The organism is Mesorhizobium sp. M1406 (assembly GCF_040317555.1).
Classification (GTDB): Bacteria; Pseudomonadota; Alphaproteobacteria; order Rhizobiales; family Rhizobiaceae; genus Mesorhizobium.
This window is the reverse complement of sequence record NZ_JAMYKW010000001.1, coordinates 312,713-334,449: the sequence shown is the minus strand read 5'-3', so window position 1 is coordinate 334,449 and position 21,737 is coordinate 312,713. Positions and strand designations below refer to the sequence as shown.

Here is a 21,737-nt window from a genome sequence, read left to right as displayed (position 1 = left end):
GTTTTTACGGGCTATATCAGCCCGCGCTCGCGCAAAAAATCCTCGACGCCGACATGGGTCATGGACTCGAACTCGGCGATCGCCTCGGCCACCCGCTTGCGCTGGGCCGCCAGCAGCGTGAACACCTGCTTCATCTCGCCGGAAACGCCAAAACGGCTCCAGCGCTCTGCGATATGCAGGGGAAGGCCGATGTCGGCGCAGAACGCATCCAGGCTGTCATAGCCGAGGCCGACGACAAGCTGCCTCGTCTCCTCCGCCGACATGCGCGGCTCGAAGGCGTGATCGTGCAGGCGCTGGGCCACCAGCTTGATATCGGACGGCGACGCGCCCATGACCTTGCTGAACAGGGTTTTGACGTCAGATGGGTCGAATGCGGGCATGTTGGCCTCCGTGGATAGCGATCCATCTAGAACATGGGTCAAGGGTCGGCGCCTGACAAGTCGTTTCTGTTTGTGAGCCGGCGCATCATCTGGCGCCGGCCTAGACCAGCATGCCCATCGGGTTCTCAATCAGCCGCTTGAAGGCGACGAGCAATTCGGCACCGAGCGCACCGTCGACGGCACGATGGTCGGTCGACAATGTCACCGACATCACGGTGGCGATTTTGATCTCGCCGTTCTTGACCACTGCCCGCTCCTCGCCGGCGCCGACCGCCAGGATCGTCGCATGCGGCGGGTTGATGACCGCGGCAAAATCCTTGATGCCGAACATGCCGAGACTGGACACCGCCGTGGTGCCGCCCTGATACTCTTCCGGCTTCAGCTTGCGGCTGCGCGCGCGACTGGCCAGATCCTTCATCTCGTTGGAGATGGTGGACAGCGTCTTTTCGTCCGCCTTGCGGATGATCGGCGTGATCAAGCCACCCGGGATCGACACGGCAACGCCGACATCGGCATGCTTGTGCTTGACCATGGCGCTTTCCGTCCACGACGCATTGGCATCCGGCACCGCCTTCAGCGCCATCGCCATCGCCTTGATCACCATGTCGTTGACCGACAGCTTGTAGGCGGGAGCCTCGCCCTTTTCGGTCTTCTTCACCGGCGCCGCCGCATTGATCTGCGTCCGCAGCGCCAAGAGCGCATCGAGTTCGCAGTCGAGCGTCAGGTAGAAATGCGGGATGGTGGTCTTGGCCTCGACCAGCCGGCGCGCGATGGTCATGCGCATGTTGTCATGCGGGACCAGTTCGTAGGAGCCCGCTTCGAACAAGCGCAGCACGTCCCCCTCCCCGTTGAGGGGAGGGTGGCCGGCCAAAGGCCGGTCGGGTGGGGTCGCTTCGACCGGACTCGGCGCAAGGGCGGTGCCTTCTGAGGCGACCCCCTCCGTCCGCTTCGCGGACACCTCCCCCTCAAGGGGGGAGGAAAGTGCCGCATCGACATCGGCCTTCACCACACGGCCATGCGGGCCCGTGCCTGATATATTGGAGAGCGCAATGCCTGCCTCACGGGCAAGGCGCCGTGCCAAAGGTGTCGCGCGGGTTCTCCCCTCCCCCTCGAGGGGAGGGTGGCCGGCCGCAGGCCGGTCGGGTGGGGTCCTCTCGGCAGTGCTCGACGCGGGGGCGGTGCCTCCTGAGGCAACCCCCTCTGTCGACTTTGTCGACATCTCCCCCTCGAGGGGGGAGATTGGCGCATAGCTTTCATCGTCGGCATAGATCCACGCGACAGCCGCGCCGACCGCGATATCGACACCTTCCTTGCCGGTGACATCTCGCAGGACGCCGCTGGCCGGTGCATCGATTTCCATCGCCGCCTTGTCGGTCTCGATCTCGAACAGCACATCGCCCTTCTTGACCCTGGCGCCTTCCTCGGCGAACCAGCGCGAGATCTGTCCGGTCGCCATGTCCATGTCGACCTTTGGAAGAATGACTTCGGTCGGCATGGGCTAGCGAACCCCTTTCACGAGGTCGCGCGCGGCGGTGATGATGTCGGGAACCTGCGGCACCGTCGCTTTCTCGAGTTCCGGATTGTAGGGGATCGGCGTCTCGGCGCCGCCCAGCCGCACGATCGGCGCGTCGAGATAGTCGAACGCCTCGCTTTCGGCGATCATCGCGCTGACCTCGGCGCCGATGCCCAGCGTCTTGACCGCTTCGTAGACGCACATCAGCCGCGACGTCTTCTTGACGCTGTCGATCACGGTCTGCTTGTCCATCGGCCGGATGGTTCGCAGATCGACGACTTCGACGTCGATGCCTTCGCTCTCCAGCGCGGCAGCGGCGTCGAGCGCCTTCTGCACCATGATCGAGGTGGCGACGATCGTCAGGTCGCGGCCCTCTCGGCGGATATCGGCCTTGCCGATCGGCACCGTGTAATAGCCTTCGGGCACCGGGCCCTTCGTCTTGTAGAGCAGCTTGTGCTCGAAGATCATCACCGGATCGGGATCGGCGACCGCCGCCAGCAGCATGCCCTTGGCGTCGTAGGGCGTCGCCGGCTGGATGACTTTCAGACCCGGCACATGGCCGAGCCAGGCCTCGAGGCTCTGGCTATGCTGGGCCGCCGCACCGGTGCCGGAACCGGCGGGAAAGCGCATCACGACGGGAACCGAGACCTCGCCACCCAGCATGAAGCGCATCTTGGCCGCCTGGTTGACGATCTGCTCCATGGCGAGCGTGGCGAAATCGGAAAACTGGAACTCGAAGATCGGCCGCATGCCGGTGAGGGCAGCGCCCACCGCGACGCCCGCACCGCCCAGTTCCGAGATCGGTGTGTCGATCACGCGGTCAGCGCCGTAACGTTCGACAAGATCGCCGGTGACCTGGAAGGCGCCGCCATAGACGCCGATATCCTCGCCCATCAGGAAGACGCGTTCGTCCATGTCCATGGCGATCGCCATGGCTTCCTGGATCGCCTGGGCGTAGCTCAGTTCACGCACCATCGCGTCCATCACGCCTGCTCCGTATAGACATAACTCCCGGTGTCGCGAACGTCGGGCGACGGGCTCACCTTGGCGAACTCGACGCCGTCGGCGATCTCCTGCGCCACCGCGTCACGGATGGCCTCGATACCCTTGTCGTCGATGAAGCCGAATTCCCTGAGCTCGCTCTCGAACAGGGTGATCGGATCGCGGTTCGACATCCAGTCCTCGATCTCCTCCTTGGTGCGATAGCGGTTGCGGTCGCTCTTGGAATGGCCGCGATGGCGATAGGTCTTGGATTCGATCAGCGTCGGCCCCTCGCCCGCGCGGGCTCGGGCGACGGCCTGATGAGACGCCTCGGCGACCTCGGAGAAGATGTTGCCGTCGACGATGACGCCCGGCATCGAATAGGCGGCGGCGCGCTCGGCGATGTTCTTGACGGCGGTCGAGCGGGCCGTCGATGTCGACATGCCGTAGCCGTTGTTCTCGCAGACGAAGATGACCGGCAGCTTCCAGATCGCCGCCATGTTGAGTGCCTCGTGGAAGGCGCCTTCATTGTTGGCGCCGTCGCCGAAGAAGGAGACCACGACCTTGCCGGTCTTCATCATCTTGGAGGAGAGCGCCGCGCCGACAGCGATCGGGATGCCGCCGCCGACGATGCCGTTGGCGCCGAGATTGCCCTTGCCGACATCGGCAATGTGCATCGAGCCGCCGCGTCCCTTGCAGTAGCCGGTGGTCTTGCCGAAGAACTCGGCGAACATGCGCTTGACCTCGGCGCCCTTGGCGATGCAGTGACCATGGCCGCGATGCGTCGAGGTGATCTGGTCATCCTCGGCGAGCGGCATGCAGATGCCCATGGCGCTGGCTTCCTGGCCGATCGACAGATGCATGGTGCCGTGGATGAGGCCTCGCGTGTAGCACTCCTCCGCGCCCTCCTCGAAACGGCGGATGAGGTACATCTTGTAGAGCACCTCCCTGAGCTGCTCGGCGCTGTACTGGCGATAGACGAAGGGCAGGTTGGCGCGACTCTCAGTGACGGCTTTGCTGGCTCCGGCCATGATCACGCCCCCACGGACCCGTAGACGAGCTTGTCCTGGCGGGCGCGCAGTTCGGCGATCTTGGAGCCCGCCGCGGGAGCTGCATTCGCATAGGTGATGAGCTCGCCCTTCTTGATCGGAGCCGTGACCGAGCCGCCCTGCAGCAGGCCGCAGGGAATGGCCTTGGCGGCGCGCGCCTCCGGCGTCGTCATGATCCAGGCGCGGTAGCAATATTCGCCGATCGCATCGAGCTTCTCGCCCGGCTTCATGTCCTTCTTGGCCACCGCGCAGACCTCGGCCACGGGCTTCGCCAGCGGCACCATGTCGGCCTTGCCGTAGAGCACGACGCGGGCGCAGGTCAGCGGCACTTCGAGCGAGGTCAGGTGATAGGGACGGTGGAAGGTGAAGTACGGGCCTTTGCCCATCTTCAGATCTTCCATGCGCTCGGAGATGCGCGGATGCGACATGTCGGCGACAACGAAGACGCCGGGCGCGACACCCTTGCCGATCGAATAGTCGACGACGCCGACCTTCGACAGAACGCCGCCATCCTTTTGCGGCACCAGGACCTTGGACAATTCGCCGAGCGTCGCGGCCGGGCCGTGCATGCCGGCCTTGTCGGGAACCAGCCCGGTGGCGTTGGCGATCGCCGCCATCTCGACCATGGTCTTGGAGCCATCGACGAATTCGACCAGCATGCGCACATTCATGTGCCGGCGCTTGGCTTCCTCCTCATAGTCGGGGGGAATGGCGTCGATGTTGAGCGGATTGTTCTTGCCCTTGCCGGCGGCAACGATCGGATGTCCCATGGCCGAGACGAACTCGATCAGCTCCATGCAGGAAGACGGCTCGTCGCCGGCGCCCAGTGAATAGGCGACGCCGAGGCGGTCGGCCTCGCTTTTCAGATAGGCGCCGATGGTGACATCGGCCTCGACATTCATCATCACCAGATGCTTGCCGTGTTCCATGGCACGCAGCCCGATCTCGGCGCCGACGGCGGGAACCCCGGTGGCGTCGATGACGACATCGATCAGGTCATTGTTGATGACCAGGCTGGCATCATTGGTGACCGCCACCTTGCCGGCCTCCATCGCCGCCGTCATCGCCGAAGCGTTCGAGACTTCGCGCGCGTGCCCTGTTTCCTGGAAGGCGATATCCACCGCCTTGCTGGCGGCGGGCAGGTTCAGTTCTGAAATGGCGCCGATCTCGATGCCCGACATATGGGCGACGCGGGTGACGATATCGGTTCCCATCTCGCCGGCGCCGATCAGCCCGATGCGGATAGGCTTGCCCGACTTGGCGCGTTCCTCGAGATCGCGGGCAAGACCCGTCAACGAAACATTGGAAGCCATATCGCTTATTCCTCCCACATTGCAGGCTTGTTCAATTGCCTGACGGGTATTGAACATATGTATTTCTGTCAAGACTAATGTCCATATTCCGTCGGCTTTTAGGCCACTTTCCCGGCAGTCCGGACGGGAGCGAAAAAGAGGCGGGGAATGCTCATTGTCGAGGTCGAGGTGCCATCCATCGACAGGCTGAACACGCTGCGCGATCTCATCGCCACTCATGGCGTTGTCGAGGATTTGACAACCGCGATCGTCCTGCGCCGCGACATTGAGCGCGCCGTGGATTGAGCGCTTCGATCAGGCGCCTATTTGGCAATCTCGAGCAAGGACGACACGAGCAGCTCTCGTTCGTCCTTCGACAGGACATCCGCGTCGAAGAGGTTCATGCTGCGCAACCCCTCAATGGCGAGATAGCAGACCAGCAGCGATTTGAGGTCTGGCGTCTCACCCTTCAGCCGCTCGAAAAGTTGCCGCTTGAATGTCTTTATCGGCGTCATGAAATCGGGATCCTCGGCGATCGCCGAGAATATCCAGGACGCGGACGGCCGCTTCTCCTCGCAATCATTGGCCGACAGCCTGATGTAGACGGCCAGCGGGTTTTCGTCCTTGTCATTCGCGCGGGCGGAGTCCAGCGCTTGCTCGAACTCGCGCAGATAGCCCTCGACCAACCCCTGCATCAATTTGGCCTTGGTCGGGAAATTGTAGAGCAGCCCGCCCTTCGATACGCCGGCGCGGCTGGCGACCGCTTCCAGCGACAGGCTGCCGGGCCCGGATTCCCGTGCGACGTCGGCCGCCGCGGCGAGAATCTTCTCGCGCGAGTTCGTTCGCTGGACTCTCATGGGGTCTCCCTTCGCAAACTTAGGCCCAATTGACAAGACCGTCCAGACGGTACAGTAAGATCGCCGTTATTTGAAATCGGGACCCGCAGTCGATATGTGTCCCGATGTCCGCGCTTCGCGCCGGATTTCGACTGAGGGGACTTCCTTGTTCAAGCGCATACTTCGTATCTTTCTTATCGTTCTGGTTCTGGCCGTGCTCGTCGTCGTGGTCGGCGGCATCGTCGGCTTCAACTTCCTGCGCGACAACGGCATCAAGCAATATTTCGCATCGATGAAGCCGCCGGCGGCAACCGTTTCGACGACCATCGCCAAGCCGTCGACCTGGACGCCGGGCGTCGAGGCGATCGGTACGGTCAAGGCGGTGCGCGGTGTCGACCTGACGGTTGAGACCACCGGCATCGTCAAAAACATCCTTTTCCACGCCAACCAGAAGGTGGCGGACAATGCCGTTCTGTTGCAGCTCGACGACGCCGTCGAGCGCGCCGATCTCGACGCCCAGAAGGCGCAGGCGGCGCTCGACCAGACATCGCTGGCCCGCGCCATCGAACTGACCAAGCGTGGCGTCGGCTCCGATTCGACGCTGGACACGGCGCGTGCGGCGGCCTCGGCCTCGGCGTCCCAGGTTACCAAGCTGCAGGCCGTGCTCGATCAGAAGCAACTGGCGGCGCCTTTCGGCGGCACGGTGGGCATTCCCAAGATCGATATCGGCCAGTACCTGGCCCCCGGCACCGCCGTGGTGACGCTGCAGGATCTCGACACGATGCGGGTCGATTTCTCGGTTCCCGAACAGCAACTCCCGTTGCTCAAGATCGGCCAGACGGTTCGGTTGGGCTTCGGCGGTGAGGACAGGCCGTTTGCCGGCGCCATTCGCGGCATCGACCCGAAGATCGACTCGTCCAGCCGGCTGGTGAACATCAGGGCGGAGGTCGCCAATCCCGACGGCAAGCTGACCCCTGGCCAGTTTGTGCAGGTGCGTGTCGAACTGCCCGAAGAGCAGAACGTGCTGACGCTGCCGCAAACGGCACTGACGACCAGCCTCTATGGCGACTACATATTTGTGGTGCGGCCGGCGAAGCCCGCCGAGGCGGCCCCGGCGCAGGCAGACAAGCCGGAAGAAAAACCCGCGGCGCCGGCAGCCGACAAATCGGCGGACGCCAAGCCCTCGGACACGAAGCCGGCCGATGCCGCGAAGCCCGCGGCTGACGCAGCCAAGCCTGCCGCCGATGCGGCAAAGCCGGCGGACAAGGCTGCCGATCCGGCCAAGCCAGCGGCGGAAGGTGACAAGCCCGCGCTGGTGCTGTCGCAGGTGTTCGTCAAGCCAGGCCGGCACAATCAAGGCATGGTCGAGATCGTCGAGGGTCTGAAGGCTGGCGACGAGGTCGTCACCGCCGGTCAGAACCGCCTCTTCAACGGCATGTCCGTCGTTGTGGACAACACCATCGACCCGACCAAATCGGCGAACAAGCAGGCCGACCGGCAATGAGCGTTTCCGATCTCTTCATTCGCCGGCCTGTCCTCTCGACGGTCCTTGCTTGCATGATCCTGCTCTTGGGTTTCCAGGGCATCTTCAACCTGTCGATCCGGCAGTATCCGAAGGTCGACGAAACGGCGATCACCATCACGACGGCCTATCCAGGCGCCAGCGCCGATCTGATCCAGGGCTTCATTTCCGCCCCGATCGCCCGCGCCGTCGCCTCGACCGAGAACATCGACTACGTCACCTCGTCCAGCCGCCCGTCCTCCAGCACCGTTACGGTGCAGATGAAGCTCGGCTCCAACCCTGACGTCGCGCTGACCGAAGTGCTGTCCAAGGTCCAGGGCGTGCGCGGCACCTTGCCGGACGCCTCCAAGGACCCTGTCATCGTCAAGGGCACCGGCCAGCAGTTCGCGATGATGTACATCTCGATGCAGAATCCGAACATGACGAAGGAGCAGCTGACGGAGTACATCGAGCGCGTCATCAGGCCACGCATGTCGACGGTCGAAGGCGTCGCCGACGTGCAGATCTTCGGCGCCCAGGAATACTCGATGCGCGTCTGGATCGATCCGATCAAGCTTGCCGCGCGCGGCGTGACGGCCTCCGAACTGCTGACGGCGATCAACAATTCCAACTTCCTGTCGGCGCCCGGCACCACCCAGAACGAGTATGTCGTCTCATCGATCACCGTGCGCTCGACATTGCAGACGCCGGAGGCGTTCGCCGAGCTGCCGCTGCGCTCGACCGACGGCAATGTGGTGCGGCTGCGCGACGTGGCTCGCGTCGAACTCGGCGCCGAGAACACCGATACCAGGGTCAGTTTCAACGGCAAGCCCGGCACCTTCCTCGCCATCTTCCCGACGCCGGCAGCCAATCCGCTGACCACGGCGGCGGCGCTCACCAAGCTGGTGCCGGAGATTCAGGAGACTCTGCCGAAGGGCATGACGATCGAGGTCGTCTACGACGCGACCGAGCAGATCAGCGCCTCGATCGAAGAGGTGTTCAAGACCATCGCCGAGGCGGTTGCCATCGTCGTCGTCGTCATCCTTTTGTTCCTTGGCTCCTTCCGTTCGGTGATGATGCCGATCGTCACCATCCCGCTGTCGTTGATCGGCGTCTGTTTCCTTTTGTTTGCGATCGGCTATTCGATCAACCTTTTGTCGCTGCTGGCCATGGTGCTGGCGATCGGCCTGGTCGTCGATGACGCCATCGTGGTGGTGGAGAACATCCATCGTCACATGGAAGAAGACCACATGTCACCGATGCAGGCTGCGTTCAGCGGTATGCGCGAAATAGCGTCAGCCATCGTTGCCATGACCATGACGCTGGCAGCTGTGTTCGCGCCGCTGGCCTTCACCGGCGGCCTGACCGGCGCGCTGTTCCGTGAATTCGCGGTCACGCTCGCCGGCTCGGTGGTGCTATCGGGCGTCATCGCCATCACCATCACCCCGATGATGTCGGCACGCCTCCTGAAATCCGGCACGCCGGGCCGTTTCCAGCGCATTGTCGACGGCACCTTCGCACGCGTCGAACATGTCTATGAACGGGCCGTCTCCGGCTCGCTCAACTATCGCCCATTGACGCTGATCATCGTGCTTGCGCTTGCCGGCGTGACCGGTTTCATGTTCACCAAGACCTCAACCGAGCTGGCGCCGGAAGAAGATCAGGGCTTTCTGCTCTCGATTGTGACAGGACCACGTTATGCGACGTCCGATTACACCGAGACATACGTCAATCAGATCCTCGGTCTGGTGAAGGATATTCCCGAGACACGGGCGCAGTTCTCGGCCGTTGCCTTCGGCGGCACGACAAACAGCGCCTTCGTCGGCTATGCCTTCAAGGATTGGGCGGAACGCAAGCGCAATTCGAAGGAACTGCAGGCCGACATTACGGCCCGTATTGCCAAAGTCGCCGGCGTCGAGGCCTTCGTCTTCGCGCCGCCGACGCTGCCGGGCTCCGGCGGCGGCCTGCCGATTTCCATGGTGGTGCGATCGACCGGCGCTTCCTCGGAGGTGTACGAGGTGGCCGAGCAGATCAAGAAAAAGGCGCAAGCCTCCGGCCGCTTCATCGTCGTGCAGAATTCCATGGCCTATGACGCGCCGGAAGTGACGGTGACCATCGACCGCGACCGCGCAGCGGCGCTGAACCTGCCGATCGCCGATATCGGCCGCACGCTGACACTGCTGGTCGGCGGCGCCGAAGTGGCGCAGTTCGACCGCGACTCCAACAGCTACGACATCATCCCGCAGGTGCCGCAGGAATTTCGCGACAACCCCGACAAACTCGGCGAATACTTCGTGCGCAGCGTAACGGGCGAGATGGTGCCGCTGTCGGCGGTGGTCAAGATTTCGACCAATGCGGCGCCGGCGGCAATCGAGCAGTTCAACCAGTTGAATTCATCGACGATTTCAGCGCTTCCGTTGCCCGGCGTCACCACTGGCGACGGGCTGAAAGCGCTGGAGGACATCGCCAGGGAGAGCCTGCCCGACGCCTTCTTCCTCGACTATTCCGGCCAGTCCCGACAGGAAAAGGAACAGGGCAACACCATCCTGATCGCTTTCGCGGCGGCCGTTGTCGTGATCTACCTGGTTCTGGCGGCGCAGTTTGAAAGCTTCCGCGACCCGCTGATCATCATGATGGCGGTGCCGCTGTCGATCTTCGGCGCGATCGTGCCGCTCAATCTGGGCCTCGGCACGCTCAATATCTATACGCAGGTCGGCCTGATCACGCTGATCGGCCTGATCACAAAACACGGCATCCTGCTTGTCGAGTTCGCCAACCAGCAGCGCGAAATCCATGGCATGCGGCGGCGTGACGCCATCATAGCCTCGGCCAAGGTACGCCTGCGGCCGATCCTGATGACGACAGCGGCGATGGCGCTTGGCGTTGTGCCGCTGATCACGTCCAGCGGCGCCGGTGCCGCGGCCCGCTACTCGATGGGCCTGGTGATCTTCACCGGCATACTGGTCGGCACCATGTTCACGCTCTTCGTCGTGCCCATGTTCTACACCTTCATCGCCAGCAAGGACCTGCCTCATCTGGCCGAGAAACCAGATCCCAAGCTGATGCCGGCACTGCCGAGCTAATTGCACAAAAAATAGCTGGAAATAGAAAGTGGCCGGATTTTTCCGGCCTCTTTTTCTGACGGTCGCTCCACGGCTTCGGCGCAATGGGCCGAAGGCAGCGACCCCGTCAGGCTACTTTACGATGACGATGCTGGTGTTGGTCGCCCCGAAGGTTTCGACGAGCTGGTAGAAATCGGCGGCGTTGTCGGGATGCAGCCGCACGCAGCCATGCGAAGCCGGCTGGCCGAGACGCTTGATCGCATAGGTCGCATGCACCGCGTAGCCGCCGCTGAAGAAGACCGAGTGCGGCATTGGGGCGTTGTCGTATTTCTTCGAGTACCACATCTCATGCATGCGGGTCGGCTTGAACGAGCCGGTCGGCGTCACATGGGCCCGATCGCCGGTGGAAACCTTCCAGGCGAAGGTCGGGCGGCCGTCGACCGAGACTTCCATGATCTGCTGTGAAAGCGAAACGCGCGCCACGATCTTGTTGGCGGCGTGCGCGGCTCCCGAGCCAAACAGCAGTGCGGCACCCGTCAAGGCGGCTGCGGTGATGTTGATGAGCTTGGCGGCAATGGCGGTATGCATGATGATGTTCCCCTCTCTCTGCCGGTCCAGCCGGCTCCAATTCGATGGCTGCTTATCCCAACGTCATGTTTCGAGCAGATTTCGCAAAACACTCGTTTGTGTTTCGAATCTGTTTCCACTGGTTAACAAGTGCAGCCCTTCCTAGAGCCCAATAAGAGCGGTTCCGTAGTCCGGCGGGCTAGGCCGAAGTCGGGAACATGGGTATCCGCCTCTAAACGAAAGTGCGAATTGTCACTATACGAAGAAAATCCGACGATCTCGAAACCGAATTGCAACAAAGCGCGGCTTCGAGCGGCATGATCCGGATACGCGCCGCAAGCAAGGTTGACGCAACGAAAACAGCCGGTAACGAAACATGGGAACGAAATCGAACGCGCTGTCCTGGCTTCTCAGGATCAGCATCGCGGCAACTGTCATCGGTGGCGTCGGCACGGTTGCCGGCACCCCATTGGCAAGGCTCGGCGCGATGACTTCAGGCGAGATTTCGACGCTGCATGCCGCACTGTTTTTCGCCTCGGTCTGGATTGTTTCCAGCCTGCGCATTGCCCGGCTCAAGGCCCTCTGGCGGGTCGGCCTTAGGCTGACGGGTTTGCGCGGCCCCTCCGGCAACTTGCTGCCGAGAGGACCGAAGGCCCGCGCCGAGACGGGGGGTTCCGTGGGCGGCGCGGGCACTTCGGGGGTGTCCTGAAGCGACCCGCAACACATTCATTTTGAAGAATTGGCATTTCTGGGGAACTGCTACGATGAAAACGAAATTTGCCGCTTCGGTGCTGTCGGCACTGCTCTACGCACAGGGTCTGCTCGGCTTTGCCGGCCTTGTCACCGTGCTGCTCAGGGACCGCGCCCATGCCAGCGAGCTCACCATGGGCGGTGACATGCCGGTGGGGCCGTCGCTTCTGCTGGTACGCTGAGCGCCAGGAGCATCGGCCCCAGAGATGGAAAATCCGATGCCAACCAAAAGCGACTGCGTCGGCGCCCGGCAATCAGTCGGCGAACTGCCGCGGCGGATCGAAGCGGTAGCCGGCGCCGCGTATGGTGGTGATGGTTTCGGTGTCGAGTTTGCGGCGCAGCCGCACGATGCGCGAATCGATCGAGCGATCGAAGGCGTCGGCGTTTTCCGCCGGTGCGGCGGCGATGATATCATCGCGCGTCAGCACCTTGCGCGGACTGGCCAGGAACAGCCTGAGCAGCGCCACCTGACCCGGCGAGAGCTGTTCCTCCGTGCCGGAGCGATGCATGACCATGGCCGACCTCAGATCGACGGTCGCGTTCTCCAGCACGATCAGTTCCTGGTTGCCCCTGCCGCGTCGCGAAAGCAGGCCGCCAACACGGGCGGCCAGCTCCCTGACATTGAGCGGGCTCTCGACGACGTCGGCCGCACCAAGCTCCAGCGCCAGCACCTTGTCGACGAGATCGGCCGGCCGGCAGATCAGGATGAAATCCGGCCCGCCCTCGCCGCCCCCGCCTTGGCCACCATAACGCCGGAGCAGATCCCGCCCCTCCGCTTGGCTGAGACTGTCGCCGACGACGACGACATCGATGCCCTTTCCCGACAGCAGCGATTCGGCCTCCCAGGGCTGGCGCGCCTGATGCACATCATGGCCGCGCCGCTCAAGATGGTCGGCGAGCTCGGTCGCGACCACTTCGGCAACGGAAACAAGCGCGATGATCGATCGTGCGGCCATGTTTTCTAAACCGTTCCCTGGCAACCGGATATGAGTGCTGGACATCATGTTTATACCCAATCTACTTTCCACTGAAAGTGGGAGCGAAAACATCGTGCGGGCAAGAATTGTCATCGTCGAGGATGAGCCCGATTTGAGGGACGCGGTCGCCGAATATCTTGGCGCCGCCGGCTATGACGTGGTCACGGCTGAAAGCGCCGCCGCCGCGCGCAGCCTCGTTGAAACGCAGTCGTTCCATCTCGCCATCCTCGACATCGCCATGCCCGGCGAGGACGGCCTCTCGCTCGGCCGCTGGCTGCGCTCGAAACTGCCGATCGGCATCATCTACGCGACCGCCGCCGGCACCGCGCTCGACCGCATCGTCGGGCTGGAACTCGGTGCCGACGACTACATCGTCAAGCCCTACGAATTGCGCGAAGTGCTGGCGAGGGTCCGCAGCGTGTTGCGCCGGGTTCCCCAGCCGCAGGAGCTTCAGGACAAGAAGGCCAGGACCGATCGCCGTGCCGTTGCCTTCGGCCCTTTCCAGGCCGATCTCGACGGCAGGCTGGTCACCGGCGCCAATGGCGCGGTGATCGACATGGCCAAGAGCGAATTCGACGTGCTGGAGGTTTTCCTGACTCGCGCCAACCGGCTGCTGACCCGCGCCGCGATCTCCGAGGCGATCGGCTTCACCGAAGACCCGGAATCGTCGCGCGCGGTCGACATTCGCATCATGCGGCTGCGCAAGAAGATCGAGACCGACCCGGCCAACCCAAAATTCCTGCGCACGGTGCGCGGCGAGGGCTATATCTTCTCGCTGCCGACCGGCGACGGCAACTGAGCAGCGAGGCCAGAGGGGTTAGGATTCGCAGCAATTGCTCGCCGATCGAATTGGCACGACTCCGGAATGACGGCACAAGATGATCGCTGAGGCAGCAAGCACGGATATGCAAGGGTTCAGGCAGGGCGCGGCGATGGCGGCCGTGCGTGTCGTTCGCCGGCTGCGTGAGGCCGGCGACTGGCAGCGCGAGATGGACGGCATCCTGGAAACGCTCTGCCGGGCCATGGATTGCCAGCGCGGCATCCTGTTTCGCTTGCGCGAGCTGCCCGGCCAGGGTTTCGCCCAATCCGTCGCCGCCTACTGGATCGACCCTCTTTTCGGCGGCGAACTGGCGTCGCCGACCGTCATCATGCAGTCGGTCGTCAATTCGGATCCGCTGCTGGAGCGGCTGGCCGAGGACGAACGGCAAGGCAAGATCTTCGCTGGCCATACGCGCGATCTCGAAGGCTTTCTGAGGACCGACTTCGAAAAGCAGAACATCAAGTCGTTCCTGTCGGTGTCGGTCTTCGCGCATGGCCATCTGTGGGGCACGCTGGCGGTCAATGACTGCGTCAACGAGCGCGAGTGGACCGACGAGGAAGAAGCGACGCTGCACATCATCGCACTCGCCATCGGCGACGCCATCGAGCACTCGCCCTCCGAAGCCCATGCCAGCGAGGTCATTCGCCGCACCATGCTGCAGGCCTCGCTCGACGCCATCGTCGTCATCGATGAGACCGGCTCGATCATCGAATTCAATCCGGCCGCCGAGAAGATGTTCGGCTTCCAGCGCAGCGACATCCTCGGCAAGGACCTGCTCGATACCATCGTGCCGATCTACTACCGAAAGGGCTATGCTTCGGGGGCCGAATACATGTCCGGCCGCGGCGCGCCGATGGTCGGCCAACGGCTCGAGACGGTGACCCAGAACGCCGCCGGCGAAGTGTTCCCGATCGAACTGACGGCGACCGAGATGCGGGTCGCGGACCGTCGCCTGATCTTCGGCTCCATCCGCGACCTGCGCGACAAATTGCGCGCCGAGGAGGAGATCGGCCGTCAGCGCGAGAAGTTGCATCAGAACGAGAAGATGGCGGCGATGGGTTCGTTGCTGGCCGGCGTCTCGCACGAGTTGAACAACCCGCTGGCCGTCGTGGTGGCGCAATCGACGCTGCTGCACGAATTCGCCTCCGATCCGCAGACCAAGGTGCGCGCCGAGAAAGTGCGCGCGGCCGCAGAGCGCTGCGGCCGCATCGTCAAGAGCTTCCTGTCGATGGTCCGGCTTCATCCGGCGGCGCAAGCCGAGACCGACCTCAACCAGGTGATCCGGGCGGCACTGGAAGTGACCGCCTATGGCGCGCGCTCCAGCGGCATCATCATCGACACCGACTTCGCCGCCGGTCCGCTGCTGGCCATGGCCGACGCCGACCACGTGACGCAGGTGGCGGCCAACTTCCTCATCAACAGCCAACACGCCTTGGCCGGCATTGCCGGCGACCGGCTGATCAAGGTGCGGACGTTCCGCAGCGACCGGGGTCACCCCTGCTTCTCGGTCGAAGACAATGGGCCCGGCGTGCCGGAAGCGATCCGCGGCCGCATCTTCGAATCCTATTTCACCACCAAGCCGGTCGGCGTCGGCACCGGCATCGGCCTGTCGATCTCGAAATCGATCATCGAGCGGCACAATGGCAATGTCTGGTTCGAGGAAGCGATGCCGAGGGGGGCGCGTTTCGTCGTCCAGCTGCCCGCCATTGTAGCCGGCCTCGCCACTGTTGGCGACAACCAGCCGCGATCGAGCGGCCTGCGCCATGCCCTGATCATCGACGACGAGCCGGATGTCGCCGGCTCGCTCTCCGACATTCTCGAATTGATGGGCATCAAGTCGCGGATCGCTCCGGTCTGGGAATCGGGCGCGGCCACCTTGGGCGGCCACATGCCGCCCGACATCGTCTTTTCGGACCTGCGCATGCCCGGCATCAGCGGCATATCGATCTATCGCGAGCTGCTCGCCGAAAAGCCTGACCTGGCGCGGCGTTTCGTGCTGGTCACCGGCGACCTGATCGGCGCAAAAGCCGAAATCGAGGCCCTGCCCGCGCAGCAGCGGCCGCAGATCCTGGAAAAGCCGTTCAGTACGCTGGATGTGCGCAGTGTGCTGTCAGCCATCGCCGAACAGGCGGCCTTGAAAGGATAAAAAGGAGGCCCCCGGGGGCGGGGGCCGAAGAAGAGCGCGCCTGGAGGGAGCGCTCGGGGAGTTCAGAGCATGATCCCAAAGTGGGAACCGGTTCGGGATCATGCTTCGACGGAAATCAGAAAATGTTCGGCGTGCCGGTCAACGGCGCGGCGTTGGCGATCATGCGTATCGCACGGGTCTTGTGCGCTCCGGACTGCTCGGCGATGGCGTGCAGGCAATCGATGCTCTCGGCACCCCAGGCCTGGCCCTTGCAGGCGAAGTCGGTCACCGGCATCGGCAGACGCGCGGTCCTGCTCGTCGTCTGCGCGCCGTCGATGAGGTTGGCCGGCGGATTCAACGAAGCGAAGGCCGGCCCGATTGTCGGCATGAACGCCATGCCGACGAAGGCGCAAGCAGCCAGCACCATGAACATCGCCATGGGTGGTCGCTGGCCCGCTGGCGCAGCGCCAGCTTCGGACGGCGGTCATTGCGCTCTGGAGCCTGAAGGCGGCAATCGCCGCGGATCGTCTGGATTTTCGCATGCATTGCCTTCCCCTTCGCTGAGTTTCTTTTTGGTGATGAAACGAACTTAGCCGCGCTTTGTAACAAGGCAACGGTGGCGCATGACTGACAATGTAACGAGTTGGAAACAGCATTTCGGGCAGAATCGGGCAAAAGCGGGCGCGCTGATGCGTTCTTCATCCCGACAGCGACTCTCGACCGATTCCGCCGACTGTGCTGATCCGAATGCCTGTGAATCAGCGAACCGGCCGGAGAATAGCGAAGCCATTTTCGCCCTCGGGAAAGCGCCTGGTCCTGCGCCCCTTCGCTTCCGAAGTCGGGTCGGTACAGTGTCCCCTGAAACCCCGACTAACACCCGGGATTCTCCGGGACTTTCCGGGCCTACAGCTGAGTGGATTTCGGCTCCGGACGAGATGAAAATTCCACTGCGGAAACCGTCTAATTTTCACAAGCCATTGCATTTCAATAAGAAATATGCTTTTATTGAATAAGTATTCAATAAAAGGAAGAGACGTTTTATGAACCCGCACCTCCGTGACGTGGCGATCCCCAACGATTGGGACCGGCGGGGGCTCCCGGGCTGGAGTTACCATTCCGATGCTCTTCTCGAGCTTGAGAAGGAGCATGTTTTCCGCAATCACTGGCAGATCGTCGGACACGTTTCGGACGTGCCTGACGCCGGCGACTATCTAACCATGGACGTTGTCGGTGAACGCGCCTTGATCGTGCGCGGCAAGGATGGCGTCGTGCGCGGCTTCAACAACATGTGCCGCCACCGGGGCAGCCGCGTCGTCGCCGACAGCCAGGGCAATTGCAAGAACGCGCTGGTGTGCCCGTTCCATGGCTGGGTCTACAATCTGGACGGCACGCTGCGCGGTGCCGCGCGCCCGCGCTCCTTCCCCGATCTCGACAAGACCGAGTTCGGCTTGATGCCGCTCGATCTGGAGGTCTGGATGGGCCTTATCTTCATCCGCTTCCGCAATGGCGGGCCGCAGCCCTCGGTCGCCGAACTGATGAAGCCGATCGAACCCGAATTCGCGCATTACAACGCCGCCGACATGGTGCCCTCCTGGGGCATCTGGAGCCAGAAGACCCCGGTCAACTGGAAGTCGGTGCGCGATGTCGACAATGAGGGCTATCACGTCGCCATGGCGCATCCCGCCTTGCAGGATCTTTATGGCGCGACCTATTTCGACGAGCCCTTCATCAACGGCGTCTCGCGCTCATTCGCCACCTACAACCCGCATGCCGGCCGGCGCTGGAGCGTCAAGAACTACGTCGAGATCGCGCCCGAGCCGGCGCATCTGCCCGACTATCTGAAGAAGGCCTGGGTCTATTACGGCATCTTCCCCAATGCGGTCATTTCGGTGATGCCGGAATCGGTACAGTTCTATCAGGAATTTCCACTGTCGACGGGTGAGACGCTGCTGCGCGGCGCCATCTACCGCTACCGCGACGAAAGCCGCGAGCAGGCCGCCGCCCGCTACCTCTCCTTCCGCATCGACCGCGACACCATGTCGGAAGATGTGCAACTGTCGGTGTGGTCGAACGAATCCATGCTGTCCGAAGCCTTCGAGGGTTTCTATCTCTCGGACCTCGAATACGGCGTGCGCACCCACCACGACCACCTGCGCAAGATGCTGCCGGTGCTCGGCCTGGAGACCGCGCCCGAGGAGAAGGACATGTGGAACTTGAACGACGCGCTGAGGTCGCGGTCGTAGACGACGTTGGTGGTTGGCGAAATCGCCGATGAGAGCGCCCCTCTCCCGGTTCTACGGGAGAGGATGCCGGCTGGCAGGTGAGGGGCAGCGCCGAACTTGCAAAATTGTCGCCTCGACAGACGACTGCTTTGCAGCGGATGCGGCCAATCGCCAACGCCGCCCCTCATCCGCCTGCCGGCACCGTAGAACGGGGAGAAGGGAGTTACCCCCGCCACACGCCTTCTTTCCTCAGATCATCCATCGTTCGTGAAATGCCCTCGCGCAGAATGCCGACCATGTCGTCGATCTGCTCGCGCGTGATGACCAGCGGCGGCGACATCACGCACATGTTGATCAGCGGCCGGACCAGGAGGCCGAGCTCATGGCAATGGGCGTCGATGCGTTTTCCCACATCCTTGTCGAGCTGCAGCGGGTCCTTGCTTTCGCGGTCCGCCACGCATTCGACGCAGCCCATCAGTCCGAGGCCTCGCACCTCGCCGACCAGTGGCAGATCTTCCAGCGTCTTCAGCTGCGCCTGGAAATAAGGCGCGACCTCCTGCGTGTGGGCAAGCACGCCCTCTTCCAGCAGATCGAGGTTCTTCAACGCCACGGCGCAGCCGACGGGATGGCTGGTGTAGGTCAGGCCGTGACCGAACATTGCATCGGGGTGGTTTGACCGGCGCAGCTCTTCCAGCAGCCGCTCCGAGATGATGACGCCGCCGAGCGGGAAATAGCCCGAGGTGACGCCCTTGGCGAAGGTAATCATGTCCGGATCGATGCCGAACATTTCGCCCGAGGCGAAGACATGGCCAAGCCGGCCGAAGGCCGTCACCACCTCGTCCGACACATAGAGGATGTCGTTGTCGCGGCAGATCTCGCGGATGCGCTTGAGATAGCCATCGGGCGGCACCACGACGCCGCCGGATGCCTGTACCGGTTCGCCGACGAAAGCACCGATCCGTTCAGCGCCGACACGGGCGATGGTGTCGCGGAACTGATCAACGAGGAAATCGGCGAAGGCGGCAAGGCTCATGCCGTGCGGACGACGGAACGGATCGGGCGACGACAGCTTGATGACCAGTTCGCCGGCACCGTCCATCCAGTCGCGGTCGCGGGGGCGGCCGTTGAGCGAGGCCGACAGATAGGTCGAGCCGTGATAGGCGCCGCCGCGGCTCAGGATCAGCTTCTTTTCCGGCCGGCCACGCACATTGTTGTAGAACTGCATGAAGCGCAGCGCCGTTTCGACCGCGGAAGAGCCGCCGGTGGTGTAGAAGACGTGGCTGAGGTCGCCCGGCGCGTGGCCGGCGATGCGCGTGGCAAGCTCCGCCGACGGCGCGTTCATCGTGTACCACGGCGTGTTGTAGGACAGCGCCATCGCCTGGTCGTACATCACCTTGGCGAGCTCCTCGCGGCGGTGACCGAGATTGACGCACCACATGCCGGCGGGCCCGTCGATCAGCCGCTTGCCGGTGCTGTCGGTGATGTAGATGCCGTCGCCCTCGCCGATCAGCGCGCGAGCCTCGGTGCCGACCGAACCGGCGAACGGCCAAGGCTGGACGAGATGGCGCTTGGCCAGTTCGACGGCATGGTCGCCGGGCTCCCCGCCGGCCATCTCGGTCGCCTTCAGGTCTCTTGCCGCAGCCATCATCGCCTCACATTGCTTCACAGAATTCATCCGTCATGAAATGAGATGCCAAGCATCGGAAACAGCGGCTTTCGTCACTTCATTTTGAATGTTCGTTCAATCAATATTTCAGAATTGGCGCTTGATTTCAATCCAAGGATGCGCGCATGATGAAAGAAAGCCGGCAAGGGGAAAAAGCAGCCGGCGCCAGCACAATGGGATGCCGCATGGCGGGACAATCCAGGCCAGCAACCGAGATCTCACCTGGGGCCCTGTCCCGCGGAGCCTGGCAATGACGGCGGCCGCGGAAGGGTCGCCCCCGTTGCGCATGACGCGGGCCAGACGAAATGCCCTTCTGCAGTCCGAACCCGTACAGGGCCTCGCTCTGATCAGCCCGACCTTCATCTACGCACTCATTCTTCTGGTCCTGCCGATCCTGGTGGTCATCGCGCATTCCTTCTGGACGCAGCACTACCTGACCATCGACCGCACCTTCACGCTGGAAAACTACCGCGTCGCGCTGACCGAGCCGATCTACCGTGATCTGCTGTGGCGCTCGCTCTACATCTCGCTGACGGTCAGCCTGCTCACAGTCCTTTTGGCCTATCCGATCGCCTACTTCATCTCGTTCCATGGCGGCCGCCACAAGAGCCTTTGGCTGTTCCTCATCACCATCCCGTTCTGGACCAGCTATCTGCTGCGCGTGATGTCGTGGAAGGTCATCCTCGGCTACAACGGCGTCCTGAATTCCGGCCTGATGGGTCTTGGCATCATCGACGAGCCGTCGACAGCCCTGCTCTACAATTCGAGCGCCGTCATCATCACGCTCACCCATGCCTGGGCGGCCTTCGCCATCCTGCCAATCTTCGTCTCGCTGGAAAAAGTCGACCGCACGCTGGTCGAGGCGGCCACCGATCTCGGCGACGGCCCGCTGCGCTCGTTCCTGCGCGTGACCTTGCCATTGTCGGCGCCAGGCGTCATCTCGGCGGCGCTGATCGTCATGATCCCGACCGTCGGCGACTACGTCACGCCGAAGCTTGTCGGCGGCAAGGACGGCGTCATGATCGCCAATGCCATCCAGGCGCAGTTCGGCAAGGCGTCCAACTGGCCACTGGGTGCCGCCCTATCCGTCACCACAATGCTGATCGTGACCCTGATGGCCGGCGCCACGGTGCTGATCATCCGTGCCGTCCAGAGGCTGGCGCGATGAGTGCGGTGCGGCGCTTCCTGTCCGGCGGCTGGCTGGCCGTCTATGCATTTCTCTACGTCGTGTTCCTCTATCTGCCAGTCATTTTCCTGCCGATCTTCTCGGTCAACACGGCGGCGACACCAAAATTCCCGCTCACCGGCTTCACCTTGCATTGGTATGAGGACCTGCCGCGCACGCCGGCACTGCTCGACGCCACCTGGAACAGCCTGATCGTCGGGATGTCGGCAGCGGTCTTGTCCACTGTGCTCGGCATCCTCGCCGCCCGTTCGATCACCCGCTACCGCTATCCCGGCCGTCGCACCATCAACGGCCTGATCATGGCGCCGCTGGTGCTGCCGGAAGTCATCGTCGCCATCTCGATGCTGCTGGTGATGCTGCAGCTTGGTTTGAGCCTGTCGCTGTTCACCGTCGTGCTCGGCCATGTGCTGGTCTGCATTCCCTATTCGATGACGGTGCTGACCTCCGGCTTCGAAGGCTTCGACCGCAGCCTGGAGGAAGCCTCCGCCGACCTCGGCGAGAGCGCCTTCGGCACCTTCCGGCGGGTAACGCTGCCGATGGTGGCACCTGCCATCATCTCCAGCCTGCTTGTCTGCTTCACCATCTCGCTCGACGAGTTCATCATCGCCTTCTTCCTCACCGGCACCGAGGCGACGCTACCGATCTACATCTGGGGGCAATTGCGCTTCGCGGCCAAGCTGCCGGGCGTGCTGGCGCTGGGCACACTGTTGCTGGTTGCCTCTTTCCTGTTGATGACCGTCGCCGAAACCCTGCGTCGCCGCACGGCCAGACGCACCCGGAACGAGGGAGGCCTCTATGCCTGAGCAGCCC

The 21,737-nt window shown here is 63.2% G+C and carries 18 protein-coding genes and 2 pseudogenes; 10 read left to right on the top strand and 10 right to left on the bottom strand.

Features of this window, described 5'->3' with window-relative positions:
* Positions 1-11: 11 nt before the first annotated feature.
* The 5 genes from NKH03_RS01685 to NKH03_RS01665 all read right to left on the bottom strand — a co-directional run bounded on the left by NKH03_RS01685 (position 12) and on the right by NKH03_RS01665 (position 5,236).
* Complete coding sequence (locus NKH03_RS01685) at positions 12-380, bottom strand: hypothetical protein (RefSeq protein WP_352870700.1); 369 nt, start codon at positions 378-380, stop codon at positions 12-14.
* A 100-nt stretch (positions 381-480) separates the two neighbouring features.
* Complete coding sequence (locus NKH03_RS01680; protein WP_352966838.1) at positions 481-1,875, bottom strand: pyruvate dehydrogenase complex dihydrolipoamide acetyltransferase; 1,395 nt, start codon at positions 1,873-1,875, stop codon at positions 481-483.
* A 3-nt stretch (positions 1,876-1,878) separates the two neighbouring features.
* The gene (locus NKH03_RS01675; protein WP_352966837.1) at positions 1,879-2,877 is read right to left on the bottom strand and encodes an alpha-ketoacid dehydrogenase subunit beta; all 999 of its coding nucleotides are present in this window, start codon (positions 2,875-2,877) and stop codon (positions 1,879-1,881) included.
* Complete coding sequence (locus tag NKH03_RS01670; RefSeq protein WP_352966835.1) at positions 2,877-3,905, bottom strand: thiamine pyrophosphate-dependent dehydrogenase E1 component subunit alpha; 1,029 nt, start codon at positions 3,903-3,905, stop codon at positions 2,877-2,879. Before NKH03_RS01670 ends, NKH03_RS01675 begins: the two co-directional genes overlap by 1 nt.
* Before the next feature lie 2 nt (positions 3,906-3,907).
* On the bottom strand, positions 3,908-5,236 hold the full coding sequence (locus NKH03_RS01665; RefSeq protein WP_352966834.1) for an NAD(P)H-dependent oxidoreductase: 1,329 nt from the start codon (positions 5,234-5,236) through the stop codon (positions 3,908-3,910).
* A 150-nt stretch (positions 5,237-5,386) separates the two neighbouring features.
* Here NKH03_RS01665 and NKH03_RS01660 point away from each other — a divergent pair.
* Positions 5,387-5,521, top strand: a pseudogene (locus NKH03_RS01660) (Lrp/AsnC family transcriptional regulator); the annotation flags it as partial.
* A gap of 17 nt (positions 5,522-5,538) precedes the next feature.
* Here NKH03_RS01660 and NKH03_RS01655 read toward each other — a convergent pair.
* Positions 5,539-6,072, bottom strand: coding sequence for a TetR/AcrR family transcriptional regulator (locus NKH03_RS01655; protein WP_352870695.1), 534 nt, complete (start codon positions 6,070-6,072; stop codon positions 5,539-5,541).
* 145 nt (positions 6,073-6,217) lie between these two features.
* On the opposite strand from NKH03_RS01655, the gene NKH03_RS01650 reads away from it, so the two are divergent.
* On the top strand, positions 6,218-7,555 hold the full coding sequence (locus NKH03_RS01650; protein WP_352966832.1) for an efflux RND transporter periplasmic adaptor subunit: 1,338 nt from the start codon (positions 6,218-6,220) through the stop codon (positions 7,553-7,555).
* Positions 7,552-10,635: an efflux RND transporter permease subunit gene (locus tag NKH03_RS01645; RefSeq protein WP_352870693.1), complete on the top strand. Its 3,084-nt coding sequence runs from the start codon at positions 7,552-7,554 to the stop codon at positions 10,633-10,635. Before NKH03_RS01650 ends, NKH03_RS01645 begins: the two co-directional genes overlap by 4 nt.
* Before the next feature lie 111 nt (positions 10,636-10,746).
* On the opposite strand, the gene NKH03_RS01640 is transcribed toward NKH03_RS01645, so the two are convergent.
* A complete protein-coding gene (locus NKH03_RS01640) occupies positions 10,747-11,202 on the bottom strand; it encodes a L,D-transpeptidase (RefSeq protein WP_352870692.1) in 456 nt (151 codons plus the stop codon).
* A 355-nt stretch (positions 11,203-11,557) separates the two neighbouring features.
* On the opposite strand from NKH03_RS01640, the gene NKH03_RS01635 reads away from it, so the two are divergent.
* Both NKH03_RS01635 and NKH03_RS01630 read left to right on the top strand, forming a co-directional pair.
* Positions 11,558-11,890, top strand: coding sequence for a hypothetical protein (locus NKH03_RS01635; protein WP_352879182.1), 333 nt, complete (start codon positions 11,558-11,560; stop codon positions 11,888-11,890).
* Positions 11,891-11,945: 55 nt separating this feature from the next.
* On the top strand, positions 11,946-12,113 hold the full coding sequence (locus NKH03_RS01630; protein ID WP_352870690.1) for a hypothetical protein: 168 nt from the start codon (positions 11,946-11,948) through the stop codon (positions 12,111-12,113).
* A 72-nt stretch (positions 12,114-12,185) separates the two neighbouring features.
* On the opposite strand, the gene NKH03_RS01625 is transcribed toward NKH03_RS01630, so the two are convergent.
* Positions 12,186-12,887, bottom strand: coding sequence for a winged helix-turn-helix domain-containing protein (locus NKH03_RS01625; RefSeq protein WP_352966831.1), 702 nt, complete (start codon positions 12,885-12,887; stop codon positions 12,186-12,188).
* Positions 12,888-12,933: 46 nt separating this feature from the next.
* On the opposite strand from NKH03_RS01625, the gene NKH03_RS01620 reads away from it, so the two are divergent.
* Together NKH03_RS01620 and NKH03_RS01615 are read left to right on the top strand one after the other, a co-directional pair.
* On the top strand, positions 12,934-13,707 hold the full coding sequence (locus tag NKH03_RS01620) for a response regulator (protein ID WP_352870753.1): 774 nt from the start codon (positions 12,934-12,936) through the stop codon (positions 13,705-13,707).
* A gap of 79 nt (positions 13,708-13,786) precedes the next feature.
* On the top strand, positions 13,787-15,874 hold the full coding sequence (locus tag NKH03_RS01615; protein ID WP_352870688.1) for an ATP-binding protein: 2,088 nt from the start codon (positions 13,787-13,789) through the stop codon (positions 15,872-15,874).
* 115 nt (positions 15,875-15,989) lie between these two features.
* Here NKH03_RS01615 and NKH03_RS01610 read toward each other — a convergent pair.
* Positions 15,990-16,399, bottom strand: a pseudogene (locus NKH03_RS01610) (hypothetical protein).
* A gap of 494 nt (positions 16,400-16,893) precedes the next feature.
* Between NKH03_RS01610 and NKH03_RS01605 the strand changes: the two are divergent.
* Positions 16,894-18,096: an aromatic ring-hydroxylating oxygenase subunit alpha gene (locus tag NKH03_RS01605; protein WP_352966830.1), complete on the top strand. Its 1,203-nt coding sequence runs from the start codon at positions 16,894-16,896 to the stop codon at positions 18,094-18,096.
* Positions 18,097-18,298: 202 nt separating this feature from the next.
* On the opposite strand, the gene NKH03_RS01600 is transcribed toward NKH03_RS01605, so the two are convergent.
* Positions 18,299-19,720, bottom strand: a complete 1,422-nt coding sequence (locus tag NKH03_RS01600) for an aminotransferase (RefSeq protein ID WP_352966973.1) — start codon at positions 19,718-19,720, stop codon at positions 18,299-18,301.
* A gap of 271 nt (positions 19,721-19,991) precedes the next feature.
* Here NKH03_RS01600 and NKH03_RS01595 point away from each other — a divergent pair, with 271 nt between their 5' ends.
* Both NKH03_RS01595 and NKH03_RS01590 read left to right on the top strand, forming a co-directional pair.
* On the top strand, positions 19,992-20,909 hold the full coding sequence (locus NKH03_RS01595) for an ABC transporter permease (RefSeq protein ID WP_109665225.1): 918 nt from the start codon (positions 19,992-19,994) through the stop codon (positions 20,907-20,909).
* On the top strand, positions 20,906-21,730 hold the full coding sequence (locus NKH03_RS01590; protein WP_352879197.1) for an ABC transporter permease: 825 nt from the start codon (positions 20,906-20,908) through the stop codon (positions 21,728-21,730). Before NKH03_RS01595 ends, NKH03_RS01590 begins: the two co-directional genes overlap by 4 nt.
* The last annotated feature ends 7 nt before the right edge of the window (positions 21,731-21,737 follow it).